At 71.5% G+C, this 22,208-nt stretch carries 15 protein-coding genes; 11 read left to right on the top strand and 4 right to left on the bottom strand.

Annotated elements, in window-relative coordinates:
* Nucleotides 1–940: 940 nt before the first annotated feature.
* Nucleotides 941–1,204 carry an SCO4848 family membrane protein gene (locus tag MCBG_RS21035; RefSeq protein WP_043327811.1) on the bottom strand — a complete coding sequence of 88 codons (264 nt, stop codon included), beginning with the start codon at nt 1,202–1,204 and terminating at the stop codon, nt 941–943.
* Between the two features lie 125 nt (nt 1,205–1,329).
* Here MCBG_RS21035 and MCBG_RS21030 point away from each other — a divergent pair, with 125 nt between their 5' ends.
* The 4 genes from MCBG_RS21030 (at nt 1,330) to MCBG_RS21015 (ending at nt 5,683) form a co-directional block, all read left to right on the top strand.
* Nucleotides 1,330–1,773 (top strand): PRC-barrel domain-containing protein, encoded by a 444-nt coding sequence (locus MCBG_RS21030; RefSeq protein WP_043327810.1) that lies wholly within the window; start codon nt 1,330–1,332, stop codon nt 1,771–1,773.
* Nucleotides 1,774–2,043: 270 nt separating this feature from the next.
* Nucleotides 2,044–3,102, top strand: a complete 1,059-nt coding sequence (trpS, locus tag MCBG_RS21025) for a tryptophan--tRNA ligase (protein ID WP_043327809.1) — start codon at nt 2,044–2,046, stop codon at nt 3,100–3,102.
* Nucleotides 3,103–3,372: 270 nt separating this feature from the next.
* Nucleotides 3,373–5,091, top strand: coding sequence for an arginine--tRNA ligase (gene argS, locus MCBG_RS21020; protein WP_043327808.1), 1,719 nt, complete (start codon nt 3,373–3,375; stop codon nt 5,089–5,091).
* A 70-nt stretch (nt 5,092–5,161) separates the two neighbouring features.
* The gene (locus MCBG_RS21015; RefSeq protein WP_043327807.1) at nt 5,162–5,683 is read left to right on the top strand and encodes an alpha/beta hydrolase; all 522 of its coding nucleotides are present in this window, start codon (nt 5,162–5,164) and stop codon (nt 5,681–5,683) included.
* Between the two features lie 146 nt (nt 5,684–5,829).
* Here MCBG_RS21015 and MCBG_RS21010 read toward each other — a convergent pair whose 3' ends face one another.
* Together MCBG_RS21010 and MCBG_RS21005 are read right to left on the bottom strand one after the other, a co-directional pair.
* Complete coding sequence (locus tag MCBG_RS21010; RefSeq protein WP_043327806.1) at nt 5,830–6,123, bottom strand: DUF4287 domain-containing protein; 294 nt, start codon at nt 6,121–6,123, stop codon at nt 5,830–5,832.
* Between the two features lie 175 nt (nt 6,124–6,298).
* On the bottom strand, nt 6,299–7,840 hold the full coding sequence (locus MCBG_RS21005; RefSeq protein ID WP_043327805.1) for a non-reducing end alpha-L-arabinofuranosidase family hydrolase: 1,542 nt from the start codon (nt 7,838–7,840) through the stop codon (nt 6,299–6,301).
* 306 nt (nt 7,841–8,146) lie between these two features.
* Here MCBG_RS21005 and MCBG_RS21000 point away from each other — a divergent pair, with 306 nt between their 5' ends.
* The 7 genes from MCBG_RS21000 to fxsT all read left to right on the top strand — a co-directional run bounded on the left by MCBG_RS21000 (nt 8,147) and on the right by fxsT (nt 21,276).
* A complete protein-coding gene (locus MCBG_RS21000) occupies nt 8,147–10,192 on the top strand; it encodes a hypothetical protein (protein ID WP_223201286.1) in 2,046 nt (681 codons plus the stop codon).
* 10 nt (nt 10,193–10,202) lie between these two features.
* Complete coding sequence (locus MCBG_RS20995) at nt 10,203–12,464, top strand: hypothetical protein (RefSeq protein ID WP_043327803.1); 2,262 nt, start codon at nt 10,203–10,205, stop codon at nt 12,462–12,464.
* A 273-nt stretch (nt 12,465–12,737) separates the two neighbouring features.
* Nucleotides 12,738–12,911 (top strand): hypothetical protein, encoded by a 174-nt coding sequence (locus tag MCBG_RS33120; protein ID WP_166456745.1) that lies wholly within the window; start codon nt 12,738–12,740, stop codon nt 12,909–12,911.
* A 6-nt stretch (nt 12,912–12,917) separates the two neighbouring features.
* Nucleotides 12,918–15,221, top strand: a complete 2,304-nt coding sequence (locus tag MCBG_RS20990) for an FxsB family cyclophane-forming radical SAM/SPASM peptide maturase (RefSeq protein WP_043327802.1) — start codon at nt 12,918–12,920, stop codon at nt 15,219–15,221.
* Nucleotides 15,209–16,024: an AAC(3) family N-acetyltransferase gene (locus tag MCBG_RS20985; RefSeq protein WP_043327801.1), complete on the top strand. Its 816-nt coding sequence runs from the start codon at nt 15,209–15,211 to the stop codon at nt 16,022–16,024. Before MCBG_RS20990 ends, MCBG_RS20985 begins: the two co-directional genes overlap by 13 nt.
* A 129-nt stretch (nt 16,025–16,153) precedes the next feature.
* Nucleotides 16,154–17,344, top strand: a complete 1,191-nt coding sequence (locus tag MCBG_RS20980) for a TIR-like protein FxsC (protein WP_043327800.1) — start codon at nt 16,154–16,156, stop codon at nt 17,342–17,344.
* The gene (fxsT, locus tag MCBG_RS20975; RefSeq protein WP_043327799.1) at nt 17,341–21,276 is read left to right on the top strand and encodes an FxSxx-COOH system tetratricopeptide repeat protein; all 3,936 of its coding nucleotides are present in this window, start codon (nt 17,341–17,343) and stop codon (nt 21,274–21,276) included. Before MCBG_RS20980 ends, fxsT begins: the two co-directional genes overlap by 4 nt.
* Here the strand turns inward: fxsT and MCBG_RS20970 are convergent.
* Nucleotides 21,254–22,177 (bottom strand): alpha/beta fold hydrolase, encoded by a 924-nt coding sequence (locus MCBG_RS20970; protein WP_043327798.1) that lies wholly within the window; start codon nt 22,175–22,177, stop codon nt 21,254–21,256. The genes fxsT and MCBG_RS20970 overlap by 23 nt on opposite strands.
* Nucleotides 22,178–22,208: the final 31 nt, after the last annotated feature.

Here is a 22,208-nt window from a genome sequence, read left to right as displayed (position 1 = left end):
CCCAGTGTGGCCGGTCGCCCTCTCAGGCCGGCTACCCGTCGTCGCCTTGGTAGGCCATCACCCCACCAACAAGCTGATAGGCCGCGAGCCCATCCCAAGCCGAAAAACTTTCCACCAAACACCATGCGGTGCAAGGTCATATCCGGTATTAGCCCCGGTTTCCCGGGGTTATCCCAAAGCCTGGGGCAGGTTGCTCACGTGTTACTCACCCGTTCGCCGCTCGAGTACCCCGAAGGGCCTTTCCGCTCGACTTGCATGTGTTAAGCACGCCGCCAGCGTTCGTCCTGAGCCAGGATCAAACTCTCCAACAAAAACTTTGTCGAACAGCATCCTGGCAACAAAAGTGTTGCCAAAGGAATCCCAACCAGCAACCATTCCAAAGAACAGCCACCAGTCCGGGGTATAAAACAATTGGCACTGGCTTTACAAGCACCCTGTTGAGTTCTCAAAGAACAACCACACACCAACCAGAAACCCCGCACCGCGGAGCCCCCGTTTGGGGCATTTCGTTCAACCACCCGCCGCTCTCGCGCCGGGCACTTTTACTACGTTACCTCACCGTCTCTGCCGTGTCAAACCGTGTGTCCCGGTCTGTCACGCTTCGTACGGGTCGGCGCCGCTGAACCCACGCAGCAGTCACCCGCTGCGTCTGATCATCGGATTTGGCAGGCCGGCCGCTGCGGTCTCCCGCTAGCTCGCCCGGTTCCCTGCCGGTCGACAACCTTACCCGGTCGGTTTCGCTCCGCCAAATCCGCCCTCCGGCGTCTTGGCGAGCATCGCCCGGACCAGGTCTTGCGGAGGTGAGAACCTCGTTCGGACCCGGCGCCAATCCCGGTTCGGTGCTTCAGGACTTTCGTCCCGTTTGCCCCGTTCCGCGCTGGCAGAGAGAAAGTTACGCGGCCACAGGTTTGATCGTCAAATCGGTGGGTAGCGGCGCGCGTCACACCCGTCCGACGCGGGCAGGGCGGCGGGAGGCACGGTAGGCGCGGATGCCCAGGACACCGACAGTCGTGCCGATCGCCAGAGAGGCGCCGATCAGCAGGGCGTGCACCCAGAGGAAGCCCGTCGGACTGCCCTCGCCGACGACGCCGGCAGACCAGGCGCGCTCGTCGTTCCAGATGGCGACCGCGAACCTCGGCCAGATCGCCCAGGTCCACACGCCGACGGCGACCAGGAACAGTGACCAACCACGTGACAGGACCATGGTCGGCCAGTATGCCAGCGGGCCGTACCTGCAGGTCAGGGCGTCGGGGACGGCGACGCGTGTTTCCGGCGTGGCCGCCGGGGCACTGTTCCCGGCGTCGAGCCGATGCGCGGGAGGTGCCACCTATGCAGCCGTTCAACCCCTGGGCCTGGCGGGACCCGTCCGCCCTGGCGGGTGGGTACGACCAGACCCGGCCCGGAGACGTACCGCGGCAGCGCGCCGCGGACACCGACGACCAGCTCGACGCCCCCGGTCCCGGTACGCCGCTCGACCTCACCGGCTACCGGGTGGAGGCGACTGACGGCCGGATCGGGTCGATCGACGAGGCGAACGAGGACGCCGACGGGCGCTACCTGGTGGTGGACACCGGGCCGTGGATCTTCGGGAAAAAGGTGCTGCTGCCGGCCGGCACCGTGGCCCGGGTCGACCACCTGGACCGCGTGGTGCACGTGGACCGCACCCGCGACCAGGTGAAGGAGTCGCCCGCGTTCGACAGCGACCACTTCGCGCACCCGGAGTACCGGGAGCGGGTCGGCAGCTACTACTCCGAGAGCTATCGACAGCAGTAAGCGCGGCAGGAGGCAGCGGCGCAGACCGGTGAGCGGTTACCGTGTCAGGCATGGTCGGGCCGCGCAGCTGCCTCCCGGAGACCCGTAGCGGTCTTCCGGGCCACGCTGTCGACGGCCGGGAGCAGATCCTCGACGTACTCCGTGCCGGCGGACTCCGATTCCGCGCCGGCGGGCGATGGCGGCGCTCGTTCTGACGAGCCCGCTCCACCGACCCGGGTGACACCCGGGTCGCTTCTCCCCGCCAGCGAACGGCACGAAAGGCGTACGACCATGTCCTCTGCACGCATGCTCACCGGAGACCGCCCGACCGGGCGGCTGCACCTCGGCCACTACGTGGGCAGCATCGCCAACCGGGTGCGGCTGCACCAGCGCTACGAGAGCTTCTTCATCATCGCCGACCTGCACATGCTCACCACTCGCAACAGCCGCGCGGACATCGAGCAGGTGGCGCACAACGCCCGCGAGATGGTCACCGACATCCTCGCCGCCGGGGTGGAGCCGGAACGGGCGACGTTCTACCTCCAGTCGGCGATCCCCGAGGTCGGCGACCTGAACACACTGTTCCAGAACCTGATCACGGTGCCCCGGCTGGAACGGGTGCCGTCGCTGAAGGAGATGACCCGGGACGCCGGCAAGGACGAGATGCCGTACGGCCTGCTCGGCTACCCCGTCCTCCAGGCCGCCGACATCCTCTGCGTGAAGGGGCAGGTCGTGCCGGTCGGGAAGGACAACGCCGCGCACGTCGAGGTGACCCGGGAGATCGCCCGGCGGTTCAACCATCTCTACGGCGAGGTCTTCCCGGTGCCCGACATGCTCATGTCGGAAACGCCCACGCTGGTCGGCACGGACGGCGCCGGGAAGATGAGCAAGAGCAAGGGGAACGCGATCGCGCTCTCCGACGACACGGCGACGGTGCGCCGCAAGGTGATGGGGATGTACACCGACCCGAACCGGGTCCGCGCCGACGTGCCCGGCACCGTCGAGGGGAACCCGGTCTTCGAGTACCACGACATCTTCAACCCGGACCGGGCGCAGGTGGCGGAGTTCAAGGACCGCTACCGGGCCGGGCGGGTCGGTGACGTCGAGGTCAAGGAGGCGCTGGCGACGGCGCTCAACCGGTTCCTCGACCCGATCCGGGACCGCCGGGCCCGGATCGAGGCGCAGCCCGGCCTGGTCGACGAGCTGATCGTCACCGGCACCGAGCGGACCCGCGTCGAGGTGCGCCGCACGCTCGTCGAGGTCCGCCGGGCGATGGGCCTGAGCAGCGCGTACGCCCAGGTGCGGCGCCGGGCCGAGCGCTACCGCAAGGCCGTCGCCACCTCGGCCTGACGACAGACCGGCCCGGGGTACGCGCTTGCGCACGCCCCGGGCCGGCCGGTTACGCTGCCGACATGGCCAGTTCGCACGCGTACCCGATGACGTCCTCCGACGTCCGGCTCGGCGCGCTGCGACGCCGGCGGTCCCGCGACCGCCTGCGCTGAGCCTTCCCTCCTGCGACCGGCGGATCGAGCCGCCGGTCGTCATCGACCGTTCTCGCTCCGCCGTCGCGTTCCCGTCAGGTGATCCGCGCGGCGGATCCACAGCGAGATCGGCGTACCCATGGATCTTGAAAGGTTGCTCACCGACCGGCTGGCGCCGGCGTTCGCGGCGGTGGCCGGCGTGCCGGTTGACCCGGCCGTGCGGCGCTCCCAGCACGCGGACTTCCAGTCCGACGCGGCGCTGGGCCTGGCCCGGCGGCTCAGCCGGCCGCCGCGGGAGATCGCCGCGGAGGTACGGGAGCGCGCGGCGCTGGCCGACGTCTGCGCGTCGGTCGAGGTGTCCGGTCCGGGTTTCCTGAACCTGACGGTGGCCGACCACGCGCTCGGCGGGCTGGTGTCCGCGCTGGCCGCCGACCCGCGGCTCGGCGTGCCGCCGGTGGCCGAGCCGGAGACGGTGGTGGTCGACTACTCGGCGCCGAACGTGGCGAAGGAGATGCACGTCGGGCACCTGCGGTCGACGGTGATCGGGGACGCGGCGGCCCGGACGCTGGAGTGGCTCGGGCACCGGGTGCTGCGCGCCAACCACCTCGGCGACTGGGGCACGCCGTTCGGCATGCTCATCGAGCACCTGCTCGACCTGGGCGAGGCCGGGGCGGCGCAGGAGCTGTCGATGGGTGACCTGGACGGGTTCTACAAGGCGGCGCGGGCGAAGTTCGACGACGACGAGGCGTTCCGGGAACGGTCGCGGCGGCGGGTGGTGGCGTTGCAGGGCGGTGACCCGGCGACGCTGCGGCTGTGGCGGCTGCTGGTGACGCAGTCGGAGAGCTACTTCCTGACCGTGTACGACCTGCTCGACGTGACGCTGACCGGCGATGACTTCCGGGGTGAGAGCAGCTACCACGACCAGCTCGCGCCGACTGTCGAGGAACTGGACCGGCTCGGGCTGCTGCGGCGCAGCGAGGGCGCGGACTGCGTGTTCCCGCCCGGATCGGTGGGCCGTGACGGCGAGCCGTTGCCGCTGATCGTGCGCAAGTCCGACGGCGGGTTCGGCTATCCGGCCACAGATCTGGCCGCGCTGCGGCACCGGACCGGCACGCTCGGCGCGACCCGGCTGCTCTACGTGGTCGGGCTGCCGCAACGGCGGCACTTCGAGATGGTGTTCGCGGTCGGCGCGCAGGCCGGCTGGCTGACCGCGCCGGTGCGGGCCGAGCACGTCGGGTTCGGCTCGATCCTCGGCCCGGACGGGCGGATGCTGCGCAGCCGGGCCGGCGGGTCGGTGAAGCTGGTCGGGCTGCTCACCGAGGCTGTGGAGCGGGCCACCGCGCTGGCCCGGGAACGCAACCCGGAGCTGGGCGAGGCGGAGGCCGCCGAGGTGGGGCGCGCGGTGGGCATCGGCGCGATCAAGTACGCCGACCTGTCCGGGGACCGGCACAAGGACTACGTGCTGGACTGGGAGCGGATGCTGTCGCTGGACGGGAACACCGCGCCGTACCTCCAGTACGCGTACTCCCGGGTCCGGTCGATCTTCCGGCGGGCAGGCGCGGCGGCGCGGCCGGACGCGGACGTCTCGCTCGCCGAGCCGGCCGAGCGGGCGCTCGCGATGGAACTGGTCGGCTTCGCCGCTGTGGTCGAGGAGGTGGCGGGCAGCCTGGAGTTCCACCGCCTGACCGCGTATCTGCACCGGCTGGCTGTCGCGTTCAGCGCGTTCTACGAGCGCTGCCCGGTGCTGCGGGCAGACGGGCCGGTACGCGAGAGCCGGCTCGTGTTGTGCGAGCTGACCGGGCGGGTGCTGCGGCAGGGCCTGGACCTGCTCGGCATCCGTACCCCGGAACGGTTGTGAGGCCGCGGGGCCACCGGAAGCCCGTGCGGCGGCTAGCGTGACGCATCGATCGAACGAGAGGTAGGCGGCCATGGCGGATCGACGCGCGGTACTCGCTCCGGGACGGGGCTACGACACCCGGGGGCCGCTGTTCGTCTACCTCGGGGAGGCGTTGCGCCGGCGCGGTTTCGAGGTGCACGAGGTGACCTGGCGGTCGATCGGCGATCTGCGCCACGACGCCGCGCCGGAGTGGGTCGCCGAGCAGTTGGATCCGGTCCTCGACGCCGGGGTGGATCTGCTCGTGGGCAAGTCGCTCGGTAGTTTCGCCGCCCCGCTCGCCGCCGACCGGGGCATCCCGGCGGTCTGGCTGACGCCGTTGCTGACCGACCCCGCGGTACGGGAGCCGCTGGCCCGGGCCACCGCGCCGTTCCTGCTGGCCGGCGGCACCGCCGACCCGGTCTGGGACGGGGCGGTGGCGCGCCGGCTCACCCCGTACGTGGTGGAGGTCGCCGACGCCGACCACTCGATGATGGTGCCCGGACCGCTGGCGGCCTCGGCCGAGGCGCTGGGGCGGGTCTGCACGGCGGTGGAGGAGTTCGTCGCCGGCCGGTGACGGGTCAGCGGCGGCGTCGCCGCGTCCACACCACCCCCGCCACCGCAGCGATGAGCGGCAGCAGGCAGCAGAGCGTCAGGATGAACAGGTGCCACGGCTTGATCGCTCCCATGCCGCGAACGATAGGCGTCGCTGTCCACGCCCCGCTACGCGGCGGCGCGGGCGGCCTTGCCGTCCAGCCACAGCGTGTCGCTGTCGTCGCGGTGCGAGCCGGTGGAGCCGACGTGCTTGGCGCTGATCTTCGGCCCGTTCCTGATCACGTGGACCAGGGCCATCGCGTGTCCCCGGCCGAGGCCGTACTCGTCCTTGAGCCAGCCGACGATCACGCCGGCCTTCACGTCGGCGGCGTCGTAGCCACGCTCCCGGGCCTGGGCGACCAGGGCTCGCGGGGTCTTGCCGGTCTTGTCCTCGATCGCGTCGAGGTATGCCTGGAAGGACATCTGCTCAACCCTTCGTCCGGGAGGTGGTGACAACTCCACCCTCCCGGGCGGCGCGGGTCCGATCAACGACGGACCGGGCCACCGTCGTTGCCTCCAGGACAACGATCGGGCGAGACGCCGGAGAGCCCGGCCCGCGTGGTCGCGGGCCGGGCTCTCCACACCTCGGGGTACGCGCTCAGCGCTGAAGCGTGAGCAGTCCGGGGCGGTAGGGCAGGAGGCCGTAGTCGCCGCCGGAGTTGGGGGATCGGCCCTGGTAGAGCAGTTGGAGGTTGCAGGGGTCGACGGTGAAGGTCTGGTCCGCGGTGGTGCGGATCAGTTCACCGTGGCTGATGTCGTTGGTCCAGGTGGCGCCGCTGTTGGCCTTGCCGGCGAACGGGTTGGACTCGGTGGCCGCCTGCGGGGTCCAGGAGCCGTTCAGGCTGGTGGCGGTGAACGAGCGGAAGTAGCGGCCCTGGGAGCCGATGGCCTCGACGATCATCAGGTAGCGGGTCTGGCCCTGGAGTTTGTAGACCTGCACGGCTTCGAACAGGTTGTTCGTGGAGTCGGACATGATGGTGGTGTAGTTGGAGCCGAAGCTGCCGGGGAAGTTCCCGATCGGCATGCTGGAGCGGTAGATCTTGCCGTTGTCACCGGCGAAGAACAGGTACATGTTCTGGTCGTCGGCGATCAGCGTCTGGTCGATCGGGCCGGTGCCGGAGCCGGAGATGCTGCCGGTGAACAGCGGCTGCGCCGACGACCACCCGTTGGGGTTGGTGGGGTCGTTGGAGGTGCGGTAGGAGAACGCGGTCGGTCCCCACTGGTACGCCAGGACCCAGATGTTGCGCGGCGCGAAGTAGAACAACGTCGGCGCCACGGTCCCCGACGACATCGCGTTCTGGCTGGCCGACGCCATCTGCGACCAGTTCGAGAACAGACCGAAGTTCATCGACCCCCACGACGACCCGGTGTCGTGGGTGGTGGCGTAGACCAGGTGCTGCCCGTTGTACGGCACCACCGTGAAGTCCTTCAACGACACCCAACCCGACCGCGGCTGCGCCAACGCGCCCGTCGACGACCACCGGTACGACGACGGCAGGTTGCACGTGCCACCCGGCGGCGGCGTGGTGGGAGGCGGCGTGGTGGGGTTGCCGCCACCACCGTCGACGCGGACGAGCTGCCACTGCTGGTTGGCGCCGTTCCAGTCGTCGTACTGGACGATGTTTCCGCCGTCGGCGGTCGAGGCGCCCTGCACCTCCACCACCTTGTTGCTGTTGCGGTTGATCAGCCGGATGTAGCCGCTGTCGGAGTCGGCCAGCCGGAACTGCTGGTTGGTGCCGTTCAGGTCGGACCACTGCACGATGCTGCCGCCGTTGGCGGTCGACCAGTTGTAGACGTCGAGCACCTTGCCGGACAGCCGGGACTTCAGCCGGTAGTAGCCGCCGCCGGAGTCGACGAACTGCCACTGCTGCTGGTTGCCGTTGTTGCGCGTCCACTGGGTGATCCGTGCGCCGTCGTTGGTGGCCAGGTTGTAGACGTCAAGCGCCTTGCCGCTGTTGCGGTTGACCAGGACGTACCAGGCGTTCGTGTCGACGCTCGCGGCGACGGCGGGCGCGGACACGGCCGCCACGGCGGCGGCGCCGACGAGGACCGCGGCAGCGCCGGTCGCGACGACTCGCGGCAGCCATCCGCGCCGTCGCGGGGGCGACACCGTCGATGGGGATCTACCAAAAGCAAACATGTTCCTCCCTCAGATCACACTTGTGAGCGCTAACAACTAGCGCTGGCGCACTGACCTCACACCCGGCCTGCCACGCGGCCGTCCGCGCCCGCTCGGCGACCCATCGCTCCCGCCGCCCCGTGCCATCGACTGTGAGCGATAACACGCCGTTCGTCAAGTCGTAACAGTCGATGGAAGGCGGGCGCGTGACGTTACCGGCCCATGTCAGCTTCTCGACCCAGCACTACCGCTGCCCGCACCACGGCTCGACAGTGCACACGGCTGGAGGGGGTGGGGGAATTGGGGCAGCCGGCGAACGAATCCGTCATGATCCGGGACTGGTTCAGCGTGCCGCGGGTGTCCGCCGAGGACCGGGCCGCGATCTTCGGCGTACGCACCCAGGACCCGCGGGTGGAGTTCGTCGCGCTGACCGTCAAGTACTGGCTGGACGCGCACGCCACCCGGTCGATGACCCGCGAGCGGGTCCTGACCGCGATGAGCGGGCGCATCACCGCCGACAACGTCTGGGACCTGGTCGCGATGCTGGCGAGACTGCGGCTGGCCGAGGCGTTCTTCGACCTGGCCGCCTCGGACGTCGACACCGACGGCGCGTTCCGCCGTCTCCTGCTCGGCCTCGACCCCGCGCTGCTCGACGCGATGCGGCACTACGCGGCCTGGAACGGGATCAACCCGAAGCTGTTCCTCGACGGGTTCGCCGTCGGCGTCGGGGAATCCGTCGCGACGGTGGTGGTCGACCTCGGCAAGCTCGTGCAGTTGATCGGCCGCCTTCAGCAGGAACACTTCACCACGCTCATCGTGCTGACGGTCGACCCCCGCGCCGGTGTGCAACGCATCGCCGACCAGGCCACCGTCGTACGCCAGGCGCTGGCCGGGATCGTGGCCGCGCTGGACCCGACCACCGTCCCGGATCGGCTGCTGGCGCTGTGGCGCGGCTGGGCGGCCGAGTTCGCCCGCCACCTGGAGAACCTCGACCCGTTCGCCGCCGGCCGGCTGCTCGGCCGCGTCGCCGGCGACCTGTACCAGGTGCTCACCGGCCTGGTGCATCTCGCCCGGCTGCTCGGCGGCGTCGCGGTGCGCGCCGCCGTCCGGTACGTGCCGCTGCTGCTCGCGGGTGCCCGCGAGGCGCGCCTGCTGACCGCCCAGATGGCCGCGCTGCTGGTGGCGATCGGCCGGGCCGCGATCGCCGCCACGCCCCGGGTGGGGCTGGCCGTCCTGCGCACGCTCTTCCCGCCGAAGGTGCTCGACGCGCTGTTCCGGCAGGGCCGGGTGCTGCTCGCCGACGCCGAGCTGACGTTGAGCGTGTTCAACCAGGCGGCGCACGCCGAGGCGTTCGCGGGTGCCGGCGCGGGCACCCGGCTCGGCGCGCTGGTCAGCCTCGACGGCCGGCCGGTGCTGATGGCGAGCATGTCGGAGACGGTGTCGTCGGCCGGCCGGGCGGCGACCCGGGCCGAGCTGAGCGAGGCGCTGGACGAGATCATCAAGCGGGTCGAGGACCTGCGCGAGCTGAAGCCGCCGAAGACACCCCGGGATGTCCAGGCCGCCGTCGTGCGCGCGGCCATCGCCCGGCAAATGGAGCAGCGGCTGACCACCGCGTTCAACAGGGCGCTCCAGACCGCCGCGTACGAGGAGTTCCGCGCGCTGCGCAAGGCCGGGCAGGCGCAACCGTGGCGGCTCGGCCAGCAGGTGCACCGGCGGATGGCCGCCGAGGTCGCCCAGCTCGTCGGCCGGTCGCCGGGCCTGGAGGCGTTCGCGGAGAAGTCACTGGCGACAGTGGTCGAGGCGGTCCGCACGGCCCACCCGGAGCTGGCGCCCGCGCTGCGCGGCTCCGACGCGGTGCTGCGCCAGACCGTCGCCCAGATGCTGCTCGGCCACCCGGACCGGGATCTGCTGCTGCGCCTCGTCGGCTTCACCGGCAACCCGGCCGCGACCGGGGCGGAGAAGGCCCTCGCCGGCCACCTCGCCGAGCGGTTCCGGTGGAAGGCCTCCACCACCGTCGGGGACCTCCGCTCCGACCTGCTGCTCGTCGACCCCGAGGCGGCCCGCGTCACGAACGTCGACTGGACCTCCTCGACCAAACTGGAGCGCTTCGAGAAGACCTGGGGCACCGTCGCCGACGACCTCGGGGAGACGTTCGACGGTCGCTGGGAGGCGATCGCGGAGGCGTACCAGCGGGCCGCCAAGGGCGGGGTGCCGGCGGAGGTCGTCGCCGGTCTCGAAGAACTGACCGCGCACGCCGTACGCGAGACGGTCGTCCGCCAGGCCGCCCTCAGCCAGTTGTTCCCCGGATTCTTCGTCACCTCGCACGAGATGACGTACCAGGGGCTGCACTCCCTGTTCACACTGCCGCTGTAGAGGAGCACCGATGGGCAGAGTCGTCGTCGCCGACGCCGATCCGGCGACGCTTGGTTTCAGCACCGCGCATTCCGACAGGTACGTCTACTCCAACTACTTCGTACCGGTCCGGCTCACGTTCGGCGGTGGCGAGACGCCCATCCTGCCGTTCTACGTCAAGCAGGCGCTGATCGAGGCGATCCGCTACGGCGGGCTCGACGGCGACCGGCTGCCGCACCTGCTCAAACAACTCGGCCTCTACGACCTGTGGAAGGCCAACGAGATGGACGCCGCCACCGAGGCGCTGCCCGGCGCCGACTCGGGCATGTCGTACCGGGAGCCGCCGGCGCGACGCCAGACGCTCCTCGGCGACCAGCAGGCGGAGTTCCTCGCCGGCCTGCTCCAGTCCGACGTGGGCATCGCGTTCCTCGACCGCACCCGGATCCGGCCGGTGGGCTTCGCGCTCGGCGAGCACGTCTACGCGCTGGCGCTCGCCCCCGGTGAGGAGGCCGTGCTGGAGCAGCGCACCTACACCAAGCGCGAGCTGACCCTGGAGGAGCAGAACGAGTCGGAACAGCAGACCGACGTCGAGCTGACCAGCGCGCTCACCACCGAACTCCAGGAGGGCTTCGAGCGGCAGAAGTCGCTCACCGACACCTGGGGGCTCAACGCGAGCCACACCGGCCAGTACACCAGCCCGACCGGCATCTGGGGCACCTTCAACGCCAGCCACACCATCGGCTTCGCCACCAGCGTCACCGCGGCGAGCCAGGAGACGAGCCGCCGCGCGGTCAAGGACAGCCGGACCGCCACCTCGAAGGTCGCGGCGCGCTACCGCACCCAGCACAAGACCGATTTCAAGCTCGTCACCGAGACGGGCACGGAGTCGTCCTCGAAGCGCACCGTCCGCAATCCGAACCGGGCCACGCCGATCACGCTGCACTACTTCAAGGTGCTGCAACGGCTGGAGCTGGCCCACGAGCGGTACGGCGCACGGGTCTGCTGGGCCCCCACGATCAAGGACCCGGCGCTCGCCTTCGCCCAGAAGATCACCAGCGGGCGGCAGCGGATCCGCGACAACGCGGTCGCCGCGCTGCCCCCGATGCCGGTGAAGCCGGAGCGCCCGCCGCGTGGCGCGCCCGCCGCGGTGGAGACGCGCGTCGTGTACTCCGCCGTGGTCACGCTCGACAAGTGGGGATTCACCGGCGACATGAGCGCCGACTACGACATCGACGTCCCCGTCGACGCAGGCTGGGAGTGGGACGGCAACGTCGACACGATCCGGCAGAACCTCAACCTGATCACCCGCCGCCCGCCGACCGCCATCGCGGCCCAGGTCGTCGGTGTGCCGGTGGTGACGGAGGCGGACGGCCGACCAGTCCTGCGCGTCCGCATCCATGTGGGCGCGGCCAGCTGGCTGGGCGGTCCCGGCGCGCAGGCCCAGATCGCGGCCGGGTTCCGGCGTACCCCGACGGTGGTGGACCAGACCGCCGACGACGCGGCGTACAACGCGCTGGTCGCGGGCTACCTGACCGATCTTCAGGAGTGGCAGGACCGGCGCGACGCGGCGCTGGCGGCGGCGGAGACGGCGGGGGACGAGTTCGAGGCGCGGCTGCGGGCCGGCTTCTCCCCGGTCAACGAGATGGTCTCGCAGATCGTGGAGGCGCACTTCCCGGCCAGCGTGCGGGACGAGGCGTGGGAGATCGACTTCTGGCACCGGGTCTTCGACTGGGAGCGCGCGTCGTTCGTGGCGTACCCCGGGTGGTGGTCCGGCGGCGACGCCCGCGCCCCGGAGCGCGACCCCGGCGACTTCGTCAACGCCAGCTGGGCGAAGCTCTACCTGCCGGTCCGGGCCGGCATGGAGCTGGCCGCGCTGCGGTGGATCTTCGGCAAGGTGGTGGCGACCAGCCTCTCGCCGCAGGTGGAGCACGAGCTGAAGGCGTTCGTGGACGAGCTGACGGCGTACCGGGCCGGCCACCTCGGCAGCGGCGACGAGATGCCCGAGCTGAGCACCGAGTGCCAGGACGTGCCGGAGCGGGTGTACTGCCTGGCGAAGTGGACCGAGTTGATGCCCACCGACGGCACCCACCTGGAGGTGGTGCAGGGCGCCACCACGGCGGCCGACGAGGTGACCGCCAAGGAGATCAGCGACGCGGAGGCGCTGCGGGCGGCGCTGCTCGACGGCGAGGTGCAGACCAACCGGCTGCGGACCAGGGCGTACGACCAGATGACCGAGCCGGCCGACGTCGACATCCACCTCGGCACGCCGTCCGGGAGCGGCCCCACCGCCTGAGCCGCTCGTCCACCCCGATCCCTCGCCTGACCAGGGGATCGGGGTGGACGATTTCTGGCAAAGTCTGAACTTTCGATTCGTGGCCTAGATCGGTAAAAAGGCGCATAATTGATCCCTTACGCTCGCTCCCTCGGGGCGACGACGACGCCGGCCGGCGAACCGTCCAAAAAGAACCGTCTCCCACCGGTGGGTCGATGGCGCTGGATCCCTAAAGCCACTAGGTTGGCCGTCGCCGCTGTGCTCGGCCGGCATTCACAAACCTAAGGAACACTCATGACGACCGCACCCTTGCGCCAGGATGAGCCCCCGGTCTCGCTGGTCAGGGTCCGCGCGGAGCCGCTCGACCGGCTCTCCGCCGCGGACATCTCCCCCATCGTGCGCCGGGTGATGGCGGCTCACCTCGATCAGACCCGGATCCCGGCGGCGAAGTTCTCGTCGTTCATCTGATCCGCGATGGCCCCGGGGCCCGCCCGCGCGGCGCTCACCGAGTTCGTCCTCAAGGTGCACGCCAGGTGTGACCTGGCGTGCGACCACTGCTACGTCTACGAACACGCCGACCAGAGCTGGCGCCGCCGCCCGGTACGGATGACGCCGGACGTGCTCCGGGCCGCGGCCGGACGGATCGCCGAGCACGCGGCGGCCCACGGGCTGCCGGACGTCACAGTCGTCCTGCACGGCGGGGAGCCGCTGCTGCTCGGCCCCGACGGGCTGGGCCGGGTGCTCGCCGAACTGCGGCGCGTCATCGGGCCGGTCACCCGGCTCCGGATCGGCATGCAGACAAACGGCGTGCTGCTCTCCGAGCGGTTCTGCGACGTACTCGCCGAACACGACGTGGCGGTCGGCGTATCGCTCGACGGTGACCGGGCCGCCAACGACAGGCACCGGATCTACCGGTCCGGCGCCAGCAGTTACGACCAGGTGCTGCGCGCGCTCGCCCTGCTGCGCCGCCCGGCGTACCGGCGGCTCTGGTCCGGCCTGCTCTGCACGGTGGACGTGCGCAACGACCCGATAGCCGTGTACGAGGCGCTGCTCGCCCAGGAGCCCTCGCGGATCGACTTTCTGCTCCCGCACGCCACCTGGGACGACCCGCCGTGGCGGCCGGCCGCCGGGGACACCGCGTACGCCCGCTGGCTGCGCGCCGTCCACGACCGCTGGCGCGCGGACGGCCGACCGGTCCCGGTGCGCCTGTTCGACTCGCTCCTGTCCACCGCACGCGGCGGGCCCAGCGGCACCGAATGGCTGGGCCTCGACCCGGTCGACCTGGCCGTGATCGAGACGGACGGCGAATGGGAGCAGGCGGACTCGCTCAAGACCGCGTACGACGGCGCGCCGGCCACCGGCATGACCGTCTTCTCGCACGCGGCCGACGACGTGGCGGCAAGCCCGCTTCTGGCTCGCCGCCGCTCCGGCCGGGCCGGTCTCAGCGACGAGTGCCGGCGGTGCCCAGTGGTCGACCAGTGCGGCGGCGGACTCTTCGCCCACCGGTACGGCGCCGGGCACTTCGACCATCCGAGTGTCTACTGCGCCGATCTGAAAGAGCTGATCGTGCACGTGAACGAGAACCCACCGGAACCCGTCCGGCTCGACGCCGGCCTACCCGACGACTTCATCGACCGCCTCGCGGCGCTGACCGGCGACCGGGTCGCCACCGGCCGGCTCGTGGAGGCACAGATCGCCATCGTCCGCGCGCTGCTCGCCGAGGTGGCCGACCGCCTGCCGGCCGGCGGGGCCGGAGCTGACGGCTGGGAGGCGCTGACCGCGCTCGACCGCAGCGCGCCGGAATCAGTGGCCCGGATCGCGGCCCATCCGTACGTGCGCGCGTGGGCTGTCGACTGCCTCGCCGGCACCGGCACCGGCGCCCGCCAGGGGCCGGGCTACCTGAGCGCGCTCGCCGCCGCCGCCGCGCTCGACGCAGGCGTTCCGGTACGCCTCGACGTGCCGGTGCGATCCGGCCGCCTGCACCTGCCGACGATGGGCACGGTTCTGCTGCCCGAGGTGGGTGACGGCACCGCCCGGGTGGAGACCGGCCCGGGCTCGCTGCGGGTGCGGGCCGGGGACGTGACGGTGGCCGTGAGTCCGGGCGCGGCGGGCGGGCCCCGCTGGTGGCCGACCCGCCGTCTCGTCGCGCCGGACGTGTCGGTGCTGCTGGAGGACGGCGACCCGCACCGCGACTGCCACCGGCTGCCCGCCGATGACCGGCTCGACGACGCGGGCGCCGTGCGCTGGGCGGAGACGTTCGCGGCGGCGTGGCAGGTGATCCGGGACGAGGTGCCTGGCCACGCCGAGGAACTGCGTACCGGGCTGCGGGCGGTGGTGCCGTTGCGGCGCAGCGGCGACGGGGTCAGCGAGGCGTCGACCGCCCGGCAGGCGTTCGGCGGTGTCGCGGCCACGGAGACCGACGCCGGGTCGCTGGCGGTGCTGCTCGTGCACGAGTTCCAGCACAGCAAGATGAACGCGCTGCTGGACGTCTGCGACCTGGTCGACGGCACCGGGCCGATCGACATCACTGTGGGCTGGCGGCCCGACCCGCGGCCGGCGGAGGCCGTCCTGCACGGCATCTACGCGCACGCGGCGGTGGCCGACATCTGGCGCGTCCGGGCGGACCGCCAGGTCGACGGCGCGCAGGCGGTCTACCGGCAGTACCGGGACTGGACGGCCGAGGCGATCGGTGCGCTGCAACGGGCGGACGCGCTCACCCCGGCCGGCTCACGGCTGGTCCGGCAGGTGGCCCGCTCGATGTCCGGATGGCCGTCGTGACCACCGCCGTCCCGCCCGCGCACCGGGTCGACACGCTCGCCGCCGACCTACGGGCGCTCGGGCTCGGCAGCGGTGACGTGGTGCTCGTGCACTGCTCCCTGCGTGCCCTCGGACCGGTGGCCGGCGGGCCGGCCACGCTGGCCGACGCGCTGCGGGCCGTCGTCGGGCCGTCCGGCACCGTCGTCGTCCCGGCGCAGACCCCCGACAACTCGGTGAGCAGCCCCGCGTACCACGCCGCGACCGCCGGACTCACCGACGAGGAACGCCGGGCGTACGAGGACCGGATGCCCGGCTTCGACCCGGCCGTCACGCCGTCGTTCGGCGTGGGCGCGTTCGCCGAGCACGTACGCCGGTTGCCCGGCGCGGTACGCAGCCCGCACCCGCAGACGTCGTTCAGCGCCTGGGGCCCCCGGGCGGAGGAGCTGATGCGCGTCCACGACCTGGACTCGCATCTCGGCGAGCGCTCGCCGCTGGCCGCGCTGGAGGCCGCCGGGGCCTGGACCCTGCTGCTCGGTGTCGGCTATTCGACATGTACCGCGTTGCACCTCGCCGAGTACCGGTTGCGCCGCCCGCCGCAGCAGCGTCCGTACCGCTGCTACGTGCTGCGCGACGGCCGCCGGGAACGGCTGGACTTCGAGGCGCCGCACCTCGACGCGAGCCCGTTCGCCGAGGTCGGAGTGGAACTCGACAGGGAACCGTTCACCCGGCGCGGCACGGTCGGGAGCGCCCCGGCACGGCTGCTGCCGATAGCCGCGGCGGTACGCGCCACGGTCGCGTGGATGGACGCCCACATCGGACGGTGAGGGCCTGGTAACCCGAGCGCAACCTCTCTACCCTGATCGATAGACGCCGTATCGTGTCGACCGGGGAGCAGCGCGTGATCATTGACGGTTGGGGGTCAGGCGCACTACCCGTGGAACGGTCGTGTCGCCGTGACCTCTGAGCGGCCCGCGCTGCCGGGCCCGCCCTATTTCTTCCTCAGCTACGTCCCCCCGCCGACGCACAACGACCGCACCCCGGGCGACCACTGGGTCCGCCGCTTCTACCACGATCTCAACCTGGCCATCGACGGCCGGCCCGGCGACCGGTTACGCCGGCAGGGCTTCGCCGACTTCATCGTGCGGCCGCCGGAGGACCGGACGGAACGAAAACGCACCGCGCTCGCCGAGGCCGAGGTGTTCGTGCCGCTGTACTCGCCGGACTATCTCAACCGGGACGACTCGCGCCGGGAACGGGAGTGGTTCCGGCAACGGCTGATCCGGGCCGGCCGCCCGCCCGACGGCGACAACATCCTGCCGGTCCTGTGGATCCCGTCGCCCGCCGCCGTGCACGCGCCGGACCAGGCCCGCGCGATGGCGATGGCCGCCGACGTGGACGCGTACGCGGCGAACGGGATGAGCGCGCTCTGCCGGCTGCAGAAGTTCCAGCACGCCTACAAGGAGGTGCTGGGCCGGCTCGCGCAGCACATCGTCGACACCGCCGAGCAGACCCCGCTGCAGGCGGCCGAGCCGCCGACCGGCCCGACCGACCTGCCGTCGTCGCCGACCAGCGAGGTGCCGTTCCGGGCGGTGGTGATCGCGCCCGAGCAACCGCACGAGCCGGGCCGGCTCAACGGACGATCCGACACGCACGCCGGCCGGTGGCGCCCGTTCCACGGCCGGCCTCCCGTGGTCGACGACGTGACCGACGCGGTGCAGCGGCTGCGGATGCCGATCGACGTCCGCGACTTCGTACCCGATGCCGGGCTGTTCCGGGGCTGCCCGGGCGTACTCATGATCGATCCTCGGGTGGTCGAGACGCCGGACGGTGCGGAGGCCGTCCGCGCGGCCGCCGCCTCGCTGCACCGCTGGGTGGGCGTCGTGGTCATCATCGAGGACCCGGCACCCGGCCGTCGCTCCCAGGCGACGGTGCTGCTCGACCGGGCCATCGCGATCTTTCCGGCTGCGGCACGCCCCCTGGCGATCACCACGTACGACGACTGGCGGGCCGGGATCCACGGCCTGGTCGACCGGATGCGCCGCCGCTACCTGGAGGCGAGACCGGCCTACCCGCCGCCAGGACGGCCGATCAGCAAACCCCGGCTCTGGGAGAACCCGCCGCCCGACGAGGGAGTGGACACATGACCCGACGCGAGGGACAGGTCGTCACCTTCTACTCCTACAAGGGCGGCACCGGCCGGACGATGGCGCTGGCCAACGTCGCCTGGATCCTCGCCGCCAACGGCAAGCGGGTGCTCGCCGTCGACTGGGACCTGGAGTCCCCCGGCCTGTCGCGCTTCTTCGCGCCGTTCATCGACCGGGACGCGCTGGAGAGCACCGGCGGGGTGATCGACCTGATCCGCGAGTACGAGTGGGCGACCACCACCAAGCAGGACAAGGGCGACGACCGCTGGCACGAGCAGTACGCCCGCGTGCACAAGTACTCGTTCTCGCTGAACTGGTCCAACTTCCCCGGTGACGGGACGCTGGACTTCCTCGGCGCCGGCCAGCAGAACAACGACTACGCGGGCGCGCTCGCCGGGATGAACTGGGACGAGTTCTACGAGCGGCAGGGCGGCGGCTACTTCTTCGACGCGCTGCGCGCCGACATGAAACGCAACTACGACTACGTGCTCATCGACAGCCGTACCGGGTTCTCCGACGTCGCCGACATCTGCACCATCCAACTGCCGGACGTGCTGGTCACCTGCTTCACCCTCAGCGAGCAGGGCATCACCGGCGCGGCGAAGGTGGCGCGGTTGGTCGAGCACCGCTACGGGTCGCGACGGATCCGGGTGCTGCCCGTGCCGATGCGGATCGACCCGGCGGAGAAGGTCAAGGCGGACACCGGTCGGGCGGTGGCCCGGCAGCGCTTCAGCGGGCTGCCGAGCGGGATGAGCGAGGCCGACCGGGACCGGTACTGGGCCCGGATGCAGGTGCCCTACCAGGCGTTCTATGCGTACGAGGAGCTGCTCGCCACGTTCGCCGACCAACCAGGAGTCAATGGGTCGCTGCTGTCCGCGTACGAGGTGCTGGCCCGGGAGATCACCCGGGGCGAGGTGGAGTCGCTGCCGCCGATGAGCAGCGCGGTACGCGAGCGGGTGAACGCCCGGTTCACCCGTACCTCCACGTCGGTGGAGAGCGAGATCGTGCTCCGGCACGCCCCGTACGACCGGGTGTGGGCGGAGTGGATCGGCCACCTGCTGGTCTCGGCCGACGTCCGGGTGACCGACCCGTGGTTCACCGACGACGAGGTGCCCCGGACCGCCCGGGAGCTGATCATCGTCTCCGAGTCCAACGCCAACGAGGAGGCGGTGCTCGCCGCGCCGGACCGCTCGCCCGACCAGGTGCCGCTCGTCGTCTACGTGGCGGACGTACGGCGCCTGGCGAACGTGCCCGCGGCGCACACCGTCTCGGTGGCCGGCCTGGAGGCGCGGACCGCCGCCGCGCGGATCCTGCGCCTGGTCGGCCGCGAGGGGGTGCCGGCCGACCTGGAGCTGCCCACCGGTCCCCGGTTCCCCGGCCGGGACAACACCGTGTTCGAGGTGCCGGGCCGCAACAAGCGCTTCACCGGCCGCGAGGCGGACCTGCGCGAGCTGCGGACGCTGCTGCGCAGCAGCCCGAAGGTGGTGCTCTCCGGCACCGGGCCGGTGGCGTTGCAGGGCATGGGCGGCATCGGCAAGAGCCAGCTCGCGCTGGAGTACGCCCACCGTTACCGCGCCGCGTACGACATGGTGTGGTGGATCGACGCCGACCAGGTGCCGTTCATCGAGTCCGCAATCGGTGACCTCGCGCCCTACCTGGGCGTGCCGTCGTCGGAATCGAACCGGGAGAACGCCCGTCTGGTGCTCCAGGCGCTGCGCCGCACCGACCTGCGCTGGTTGCTGATCATGGACAACGCGGACGAGATCGAGGGCGTGCTGCCGTACGTGCCGGACGGCAAGGGCCACGTCCTGATCACGTCCCGGAACCTCCAGTGGGTCGAGCGGGCCACCACCGTCCAGGTCGACGTGTTCAAGCGCGCGGAGAGCATCCAGCACCTCACCGAGCGGGTGCCGAACATGCGCGTCGACCAGGCCGACCGGATCGCCGCCCTGCTCGGCGACCTGCCGATCGCTGTCACCGCCGCCGCGGCCTGGCTCGCCGACACCGGCCACTCCGTCGACAGCTACCTCACCGAGATCGCCAAGTTCGGTCCGGGCGCGGTGATGGAGCCGAACAGCAACGTCTCGGTGGAGGCCACCTGGGAGCTGTCGCTCAACCACCTGCGCACCCGCAACCCGGCGGCCTACCGGGTGCTGCAACTTTGCTCGGTGTTCGCCCCGGAGATCTCCGCCGACCTGGTCTACAGCGACGAGTTCGCCGAAGCGCTGGTGCCGTTCCACCCGCAGGCCAAGGAGCGGCTGGTCCGCCAGCAACTGGTGCAGCAGGCCAACCGGCTCGCCCTGGTGCGCGTCGACCTGCGCGCCGAGAACCCGGCGGGCGGCGAGCGGGGCCGGGGCGGCCTGGTGCTCATGCACCGCCTGCTCCAGCACGCCGTCCGGTCCCGGATGACGGAGGCGGAACTCGACGAGGCCCGCCGGCAGGTCCACCTCGTGCTCGCCGCCGCCCGGCCCGAGGGCGAGGTCGACGACCCCGACGGGTGGCCGCGGTTCCGGGTCATCTGGCCGCACCTGGAGGCGTCCAAGGCGCCGCTGAGCAGCAAGGTTGAGGTGCGGGCGCTGATGATCGACCGGGTCCGCTACCTCCAGTTGCGCGGCGACCTGGAGACCGGCCGGCGGCTCGGGCAGGAGGTCGCGCAGACCTGGGAGCAGATGCTCGCCGAGGAGACCGACCCGCGGGCTCGCGACGACCTGCGCCGGCAGTTGCTGCACCTCCAGTTCAACCTCGCCAACATCCTCGCCTTCCTCGGCCAGTTCACCGAGTCCCGGGCGCTGGACGAGGAGGTGCTGGCAGCCCAACGGGAACTGCTCGGCGAGGACCACCCGCACACGCTGATGACCGCCGGCGGGCTCGCCCGCGACCTGCGCGGCATGGGCATGTACAACGAGGCGCTGCGCCTCGACGAGATCACGTTCAACGCGTGGAAGCGGAACTTCACCGAGGAGCACCCGCGTACGCTCGCCGCGCTCAACAACCTCGCCAGCACCCAGCGCCTGATGGGCGACTTCCGGGAGGCCCGCAAGAACGACGAGATGGTGCTGGCCGGGCGCCGCGCGATCCTCGGGGAGAACCACCCGGACACGCTCGCCTCCTCCGCGTACGTCGGCATCGACATGCGCGACGCCGGCGACTTCGAGCAGTCGGTCACCCGCCTGCGCAGCGTCCACCGGGAACTGCTGAACACGGCCGGAGCCGAACACCTGATCACCCTGCGGACGCAGACGAACCTGGCGGTGTCGCTGCGCGCGGCCGGGCACGCGGTCGAGGCGGGCAAGCTCCTCGAAGCCGCCTACGAGCTGCTGAACGAGCGGTTCGGGCCGGACAACCCGGAGACGCTCACCTGCCGGCTGAGCCTGTCGATCAACCTGCTCACCGTCGACCTGTTCCAGCGCGCCAGCCGGGAACTGACCGAGGTGCACCGCATCTACCAGCGCAACCTCGGCCCGACGCACCCGCTGACGCTGGTCTGCATGGTCAACCTCGCCATGGTGGCCCGCCGCGCCGGGGACTTCGCCGAGGCCCGGCAGCTCGCCGGCCGGTCCGCCGACGCGCTCGCCGGCGTGCTGGGCAGCGGGCACCCGTACCCGCTCTCCGGCTGGATGAACCAGGGCATCTGCATCGCCGAACAGCCCGACCCGCCGGAAGGTCGGGAGGCCGCCGACGTGGAGGCGCTGAGCCTGCTGCGGCGCGCGTACGACGGGTTGGTCCGGATCCTCGGCCGCGACCACACGAACACGCTGCGCTGCCAGGCGAACCTGGTGGTGATGCAGGAGCGGGTGGAGAGCGGCCGGCGCGCGGAGCTGGAGGCGGTCACCCGTGAGCTGACCTACCGGCTGGGCGAGAACCACCCGGCCGTCGAGGCCGTCCGGGAGAGCCGGTTGCAGCGGCGCATCATCGACCCGCATCCGATCTGACGGTGGCCCGCTCCACCGGGTCGGCCAGCCAGGCGAGGATCTCCGGCAGCACCTCGACCGCGCCGAAGTGCGCGCTGCGCGGCTGCACGTGCAGTTGCGCGCCGGGGATCTGCTCGGCCAGCCACCGGGTCCCGAACCACAAAAAAACGAAGTTGTCGTCGGCGCCGTGCCAGAGCCGGACCGGCATCCGGATCTCGGCCAGCGTGACGCCCCAGTCGGCGCGCAGCGCCAGCACGTCGTCGATCCAGCCGTCCGGCCCCTGGCGCAGCGCCTCGGCGTAGGCGTCGGTGAGCTGTCGGCGGATCGGCACCCCGGCCACCACCCGGCGGTCGGCCTCGGTCATCTGCTCGACCAGCAGCGCGAGCAGCGAGCCCGGATCGTCCATCGTGCGCTCGGCCCGCAGCCGCAACTGCTCGGCGAGCACCGGCACGGCGCGCTCGGCGGCACCGTAGTCACGGACGTTGGCGTCGGTCATGCCGCCGAACCAGTCCAGCCCGGCCGCCCCCGCCGGGGCGAGACCGACCAGGACGGCGGTACGCCGTACCCGCTCCGGCAGCAGCGCGGCGCAGGCCAGGGCGTGCGGGCCGCCGCCGGACCGGCCGACCACCGAGAACCCGTCCAGGCCCAGGTCGTCGGCGATGGCCGCGACGTCGGCGGCGGCGTCCGCGACCCGGCGGCCGGGCAGCCGGCTGGAACCGCCATAACCCGGCCGGTCGTAGGAGATCAGGCGTACGCCGAGGCGGTGGAGCACGATCGAGCGTGGTCGTGGACCGTTCCGGCTGCCGGGTGTGCCGTGCATCAGGAACACGGGCCAGCCGCGTTCCGCCCCGGCGATGTCGACCGCCAGATCCCTCCTTCCTGTTCGGACGATGTGCTCTCGATGCCGGGGCGAGTGTGCCAATCGGGGCCTCCGAACGGGTGGTGGCGGTACG

This window comes from Micromonospora sp. M42 (assembly GCF_000568915.1).
GTDB classification, from domain to species: domain Bacteria; phylum Actinomycetota; class Actinomycetes; order Mycobacteriales; family Micromonosporaceae; genus Micromonospora; species Micromonospora chalcea.
Note: the sequence above shows the minus strand (reverse complement) of the source record. Positions and strands in the feature narration are given on the sequence as shown.

Excerpts from the sequence above, each read along its gene's own strand:
- MCBG_RS21035 (WP_043327811.1), bottom strand. The coding sequence starts at position 1,204 with ATGGTCCTGTCACGTGGTTGGTCACTGTTCCTGGTCGCCGTCGGCGTG.
- MCBG_RS21030 (WP_043327810.1), top strand. The coding sequence starts at position 1,330 with ATGCAGCCGTTCAACCCCTGGGCCTGGCGGGACCCGTCCGCCCTGGCG.
- trpS (WP_043327809.1), top strand. The coding sequence starts at position 2,044 with ATGTCCTCTGCACGCATGCTCACCGGAGACCGCCCGACCGGGCGGCTG.
- argS (WP_043327808.1), top strand. The coding sequence starts at position 3,373 with ATGGATCTTGAAAGGTTGCTCACCGACCGGCTGGCGCCGGCGTTCGCG.
- MCBG_RS21015 (WP_043327807.1), top strand. The coding sequence starts at position 5,162 with ATGGCGGATCGACGCGCGGTACTCGCTCCGGGACGGGGCTACGACACC.
- MCBG_RS21010 (WP_043327806.1), bottom strand. The coding sequence starts at position 6,123 with ATGTCCTTCCAGGCATACCTCGACGCGATCGAGGACAAGACCGGCAAG.
- MCBG_RS21005 (WP_043327805.1), bottom strand. The coding sequence starts at position 7,840 with ATGTTTGCTTTTGGTAGATCCCCATCGACGGTGTCGCCCCCGCGACGG.
- MCBG_RS21000 (WP_223201286.1), top strand. The coding sequence starts at position 8,147 with ATGATCCGGGACTGGTTCAGCGTGCCGCGGGTGTCCGCCGAGGACCGG.
- MCBG_RS20995 (WP_043327803.1), top strand. The coding sequence starts at position 10,203 with ATGGGCAGAGTCGTCGTCGCCGACGCCGATCCGGCGACGCTTGGTTTC.
- MCBG_RS33120 (WP_166456745.1), top strand. The coding sequence starts at position 12,738 with ATGACGACCGCACCCTTGCGCCAGGATGAGCCCCCGGTCTCGCTGGTC.
- MCBG_RS20990 (WP_043327802.1), top strand. The coding sequence starts at position 12,918 with ATGGCCCCGGGGCCCGCCCGCGCGGCGCTCACCGAGTTCGTCCTCAAG.
- MCBG_RS20985 (WP_043327801.1), top strand. The coding sequence starts at position 15,209 with ATGGCCGTCGTGACCACCGCCGTCCCGCCCGCGCACCGGGTCGACACG.
- fxsT (WP_043327799.1), top strand. The coding sequence starts at position 17,341 with ATGACCCGACGCGAGGGACAGGTCGTCACCTTCTACTCCTACAAGGGC.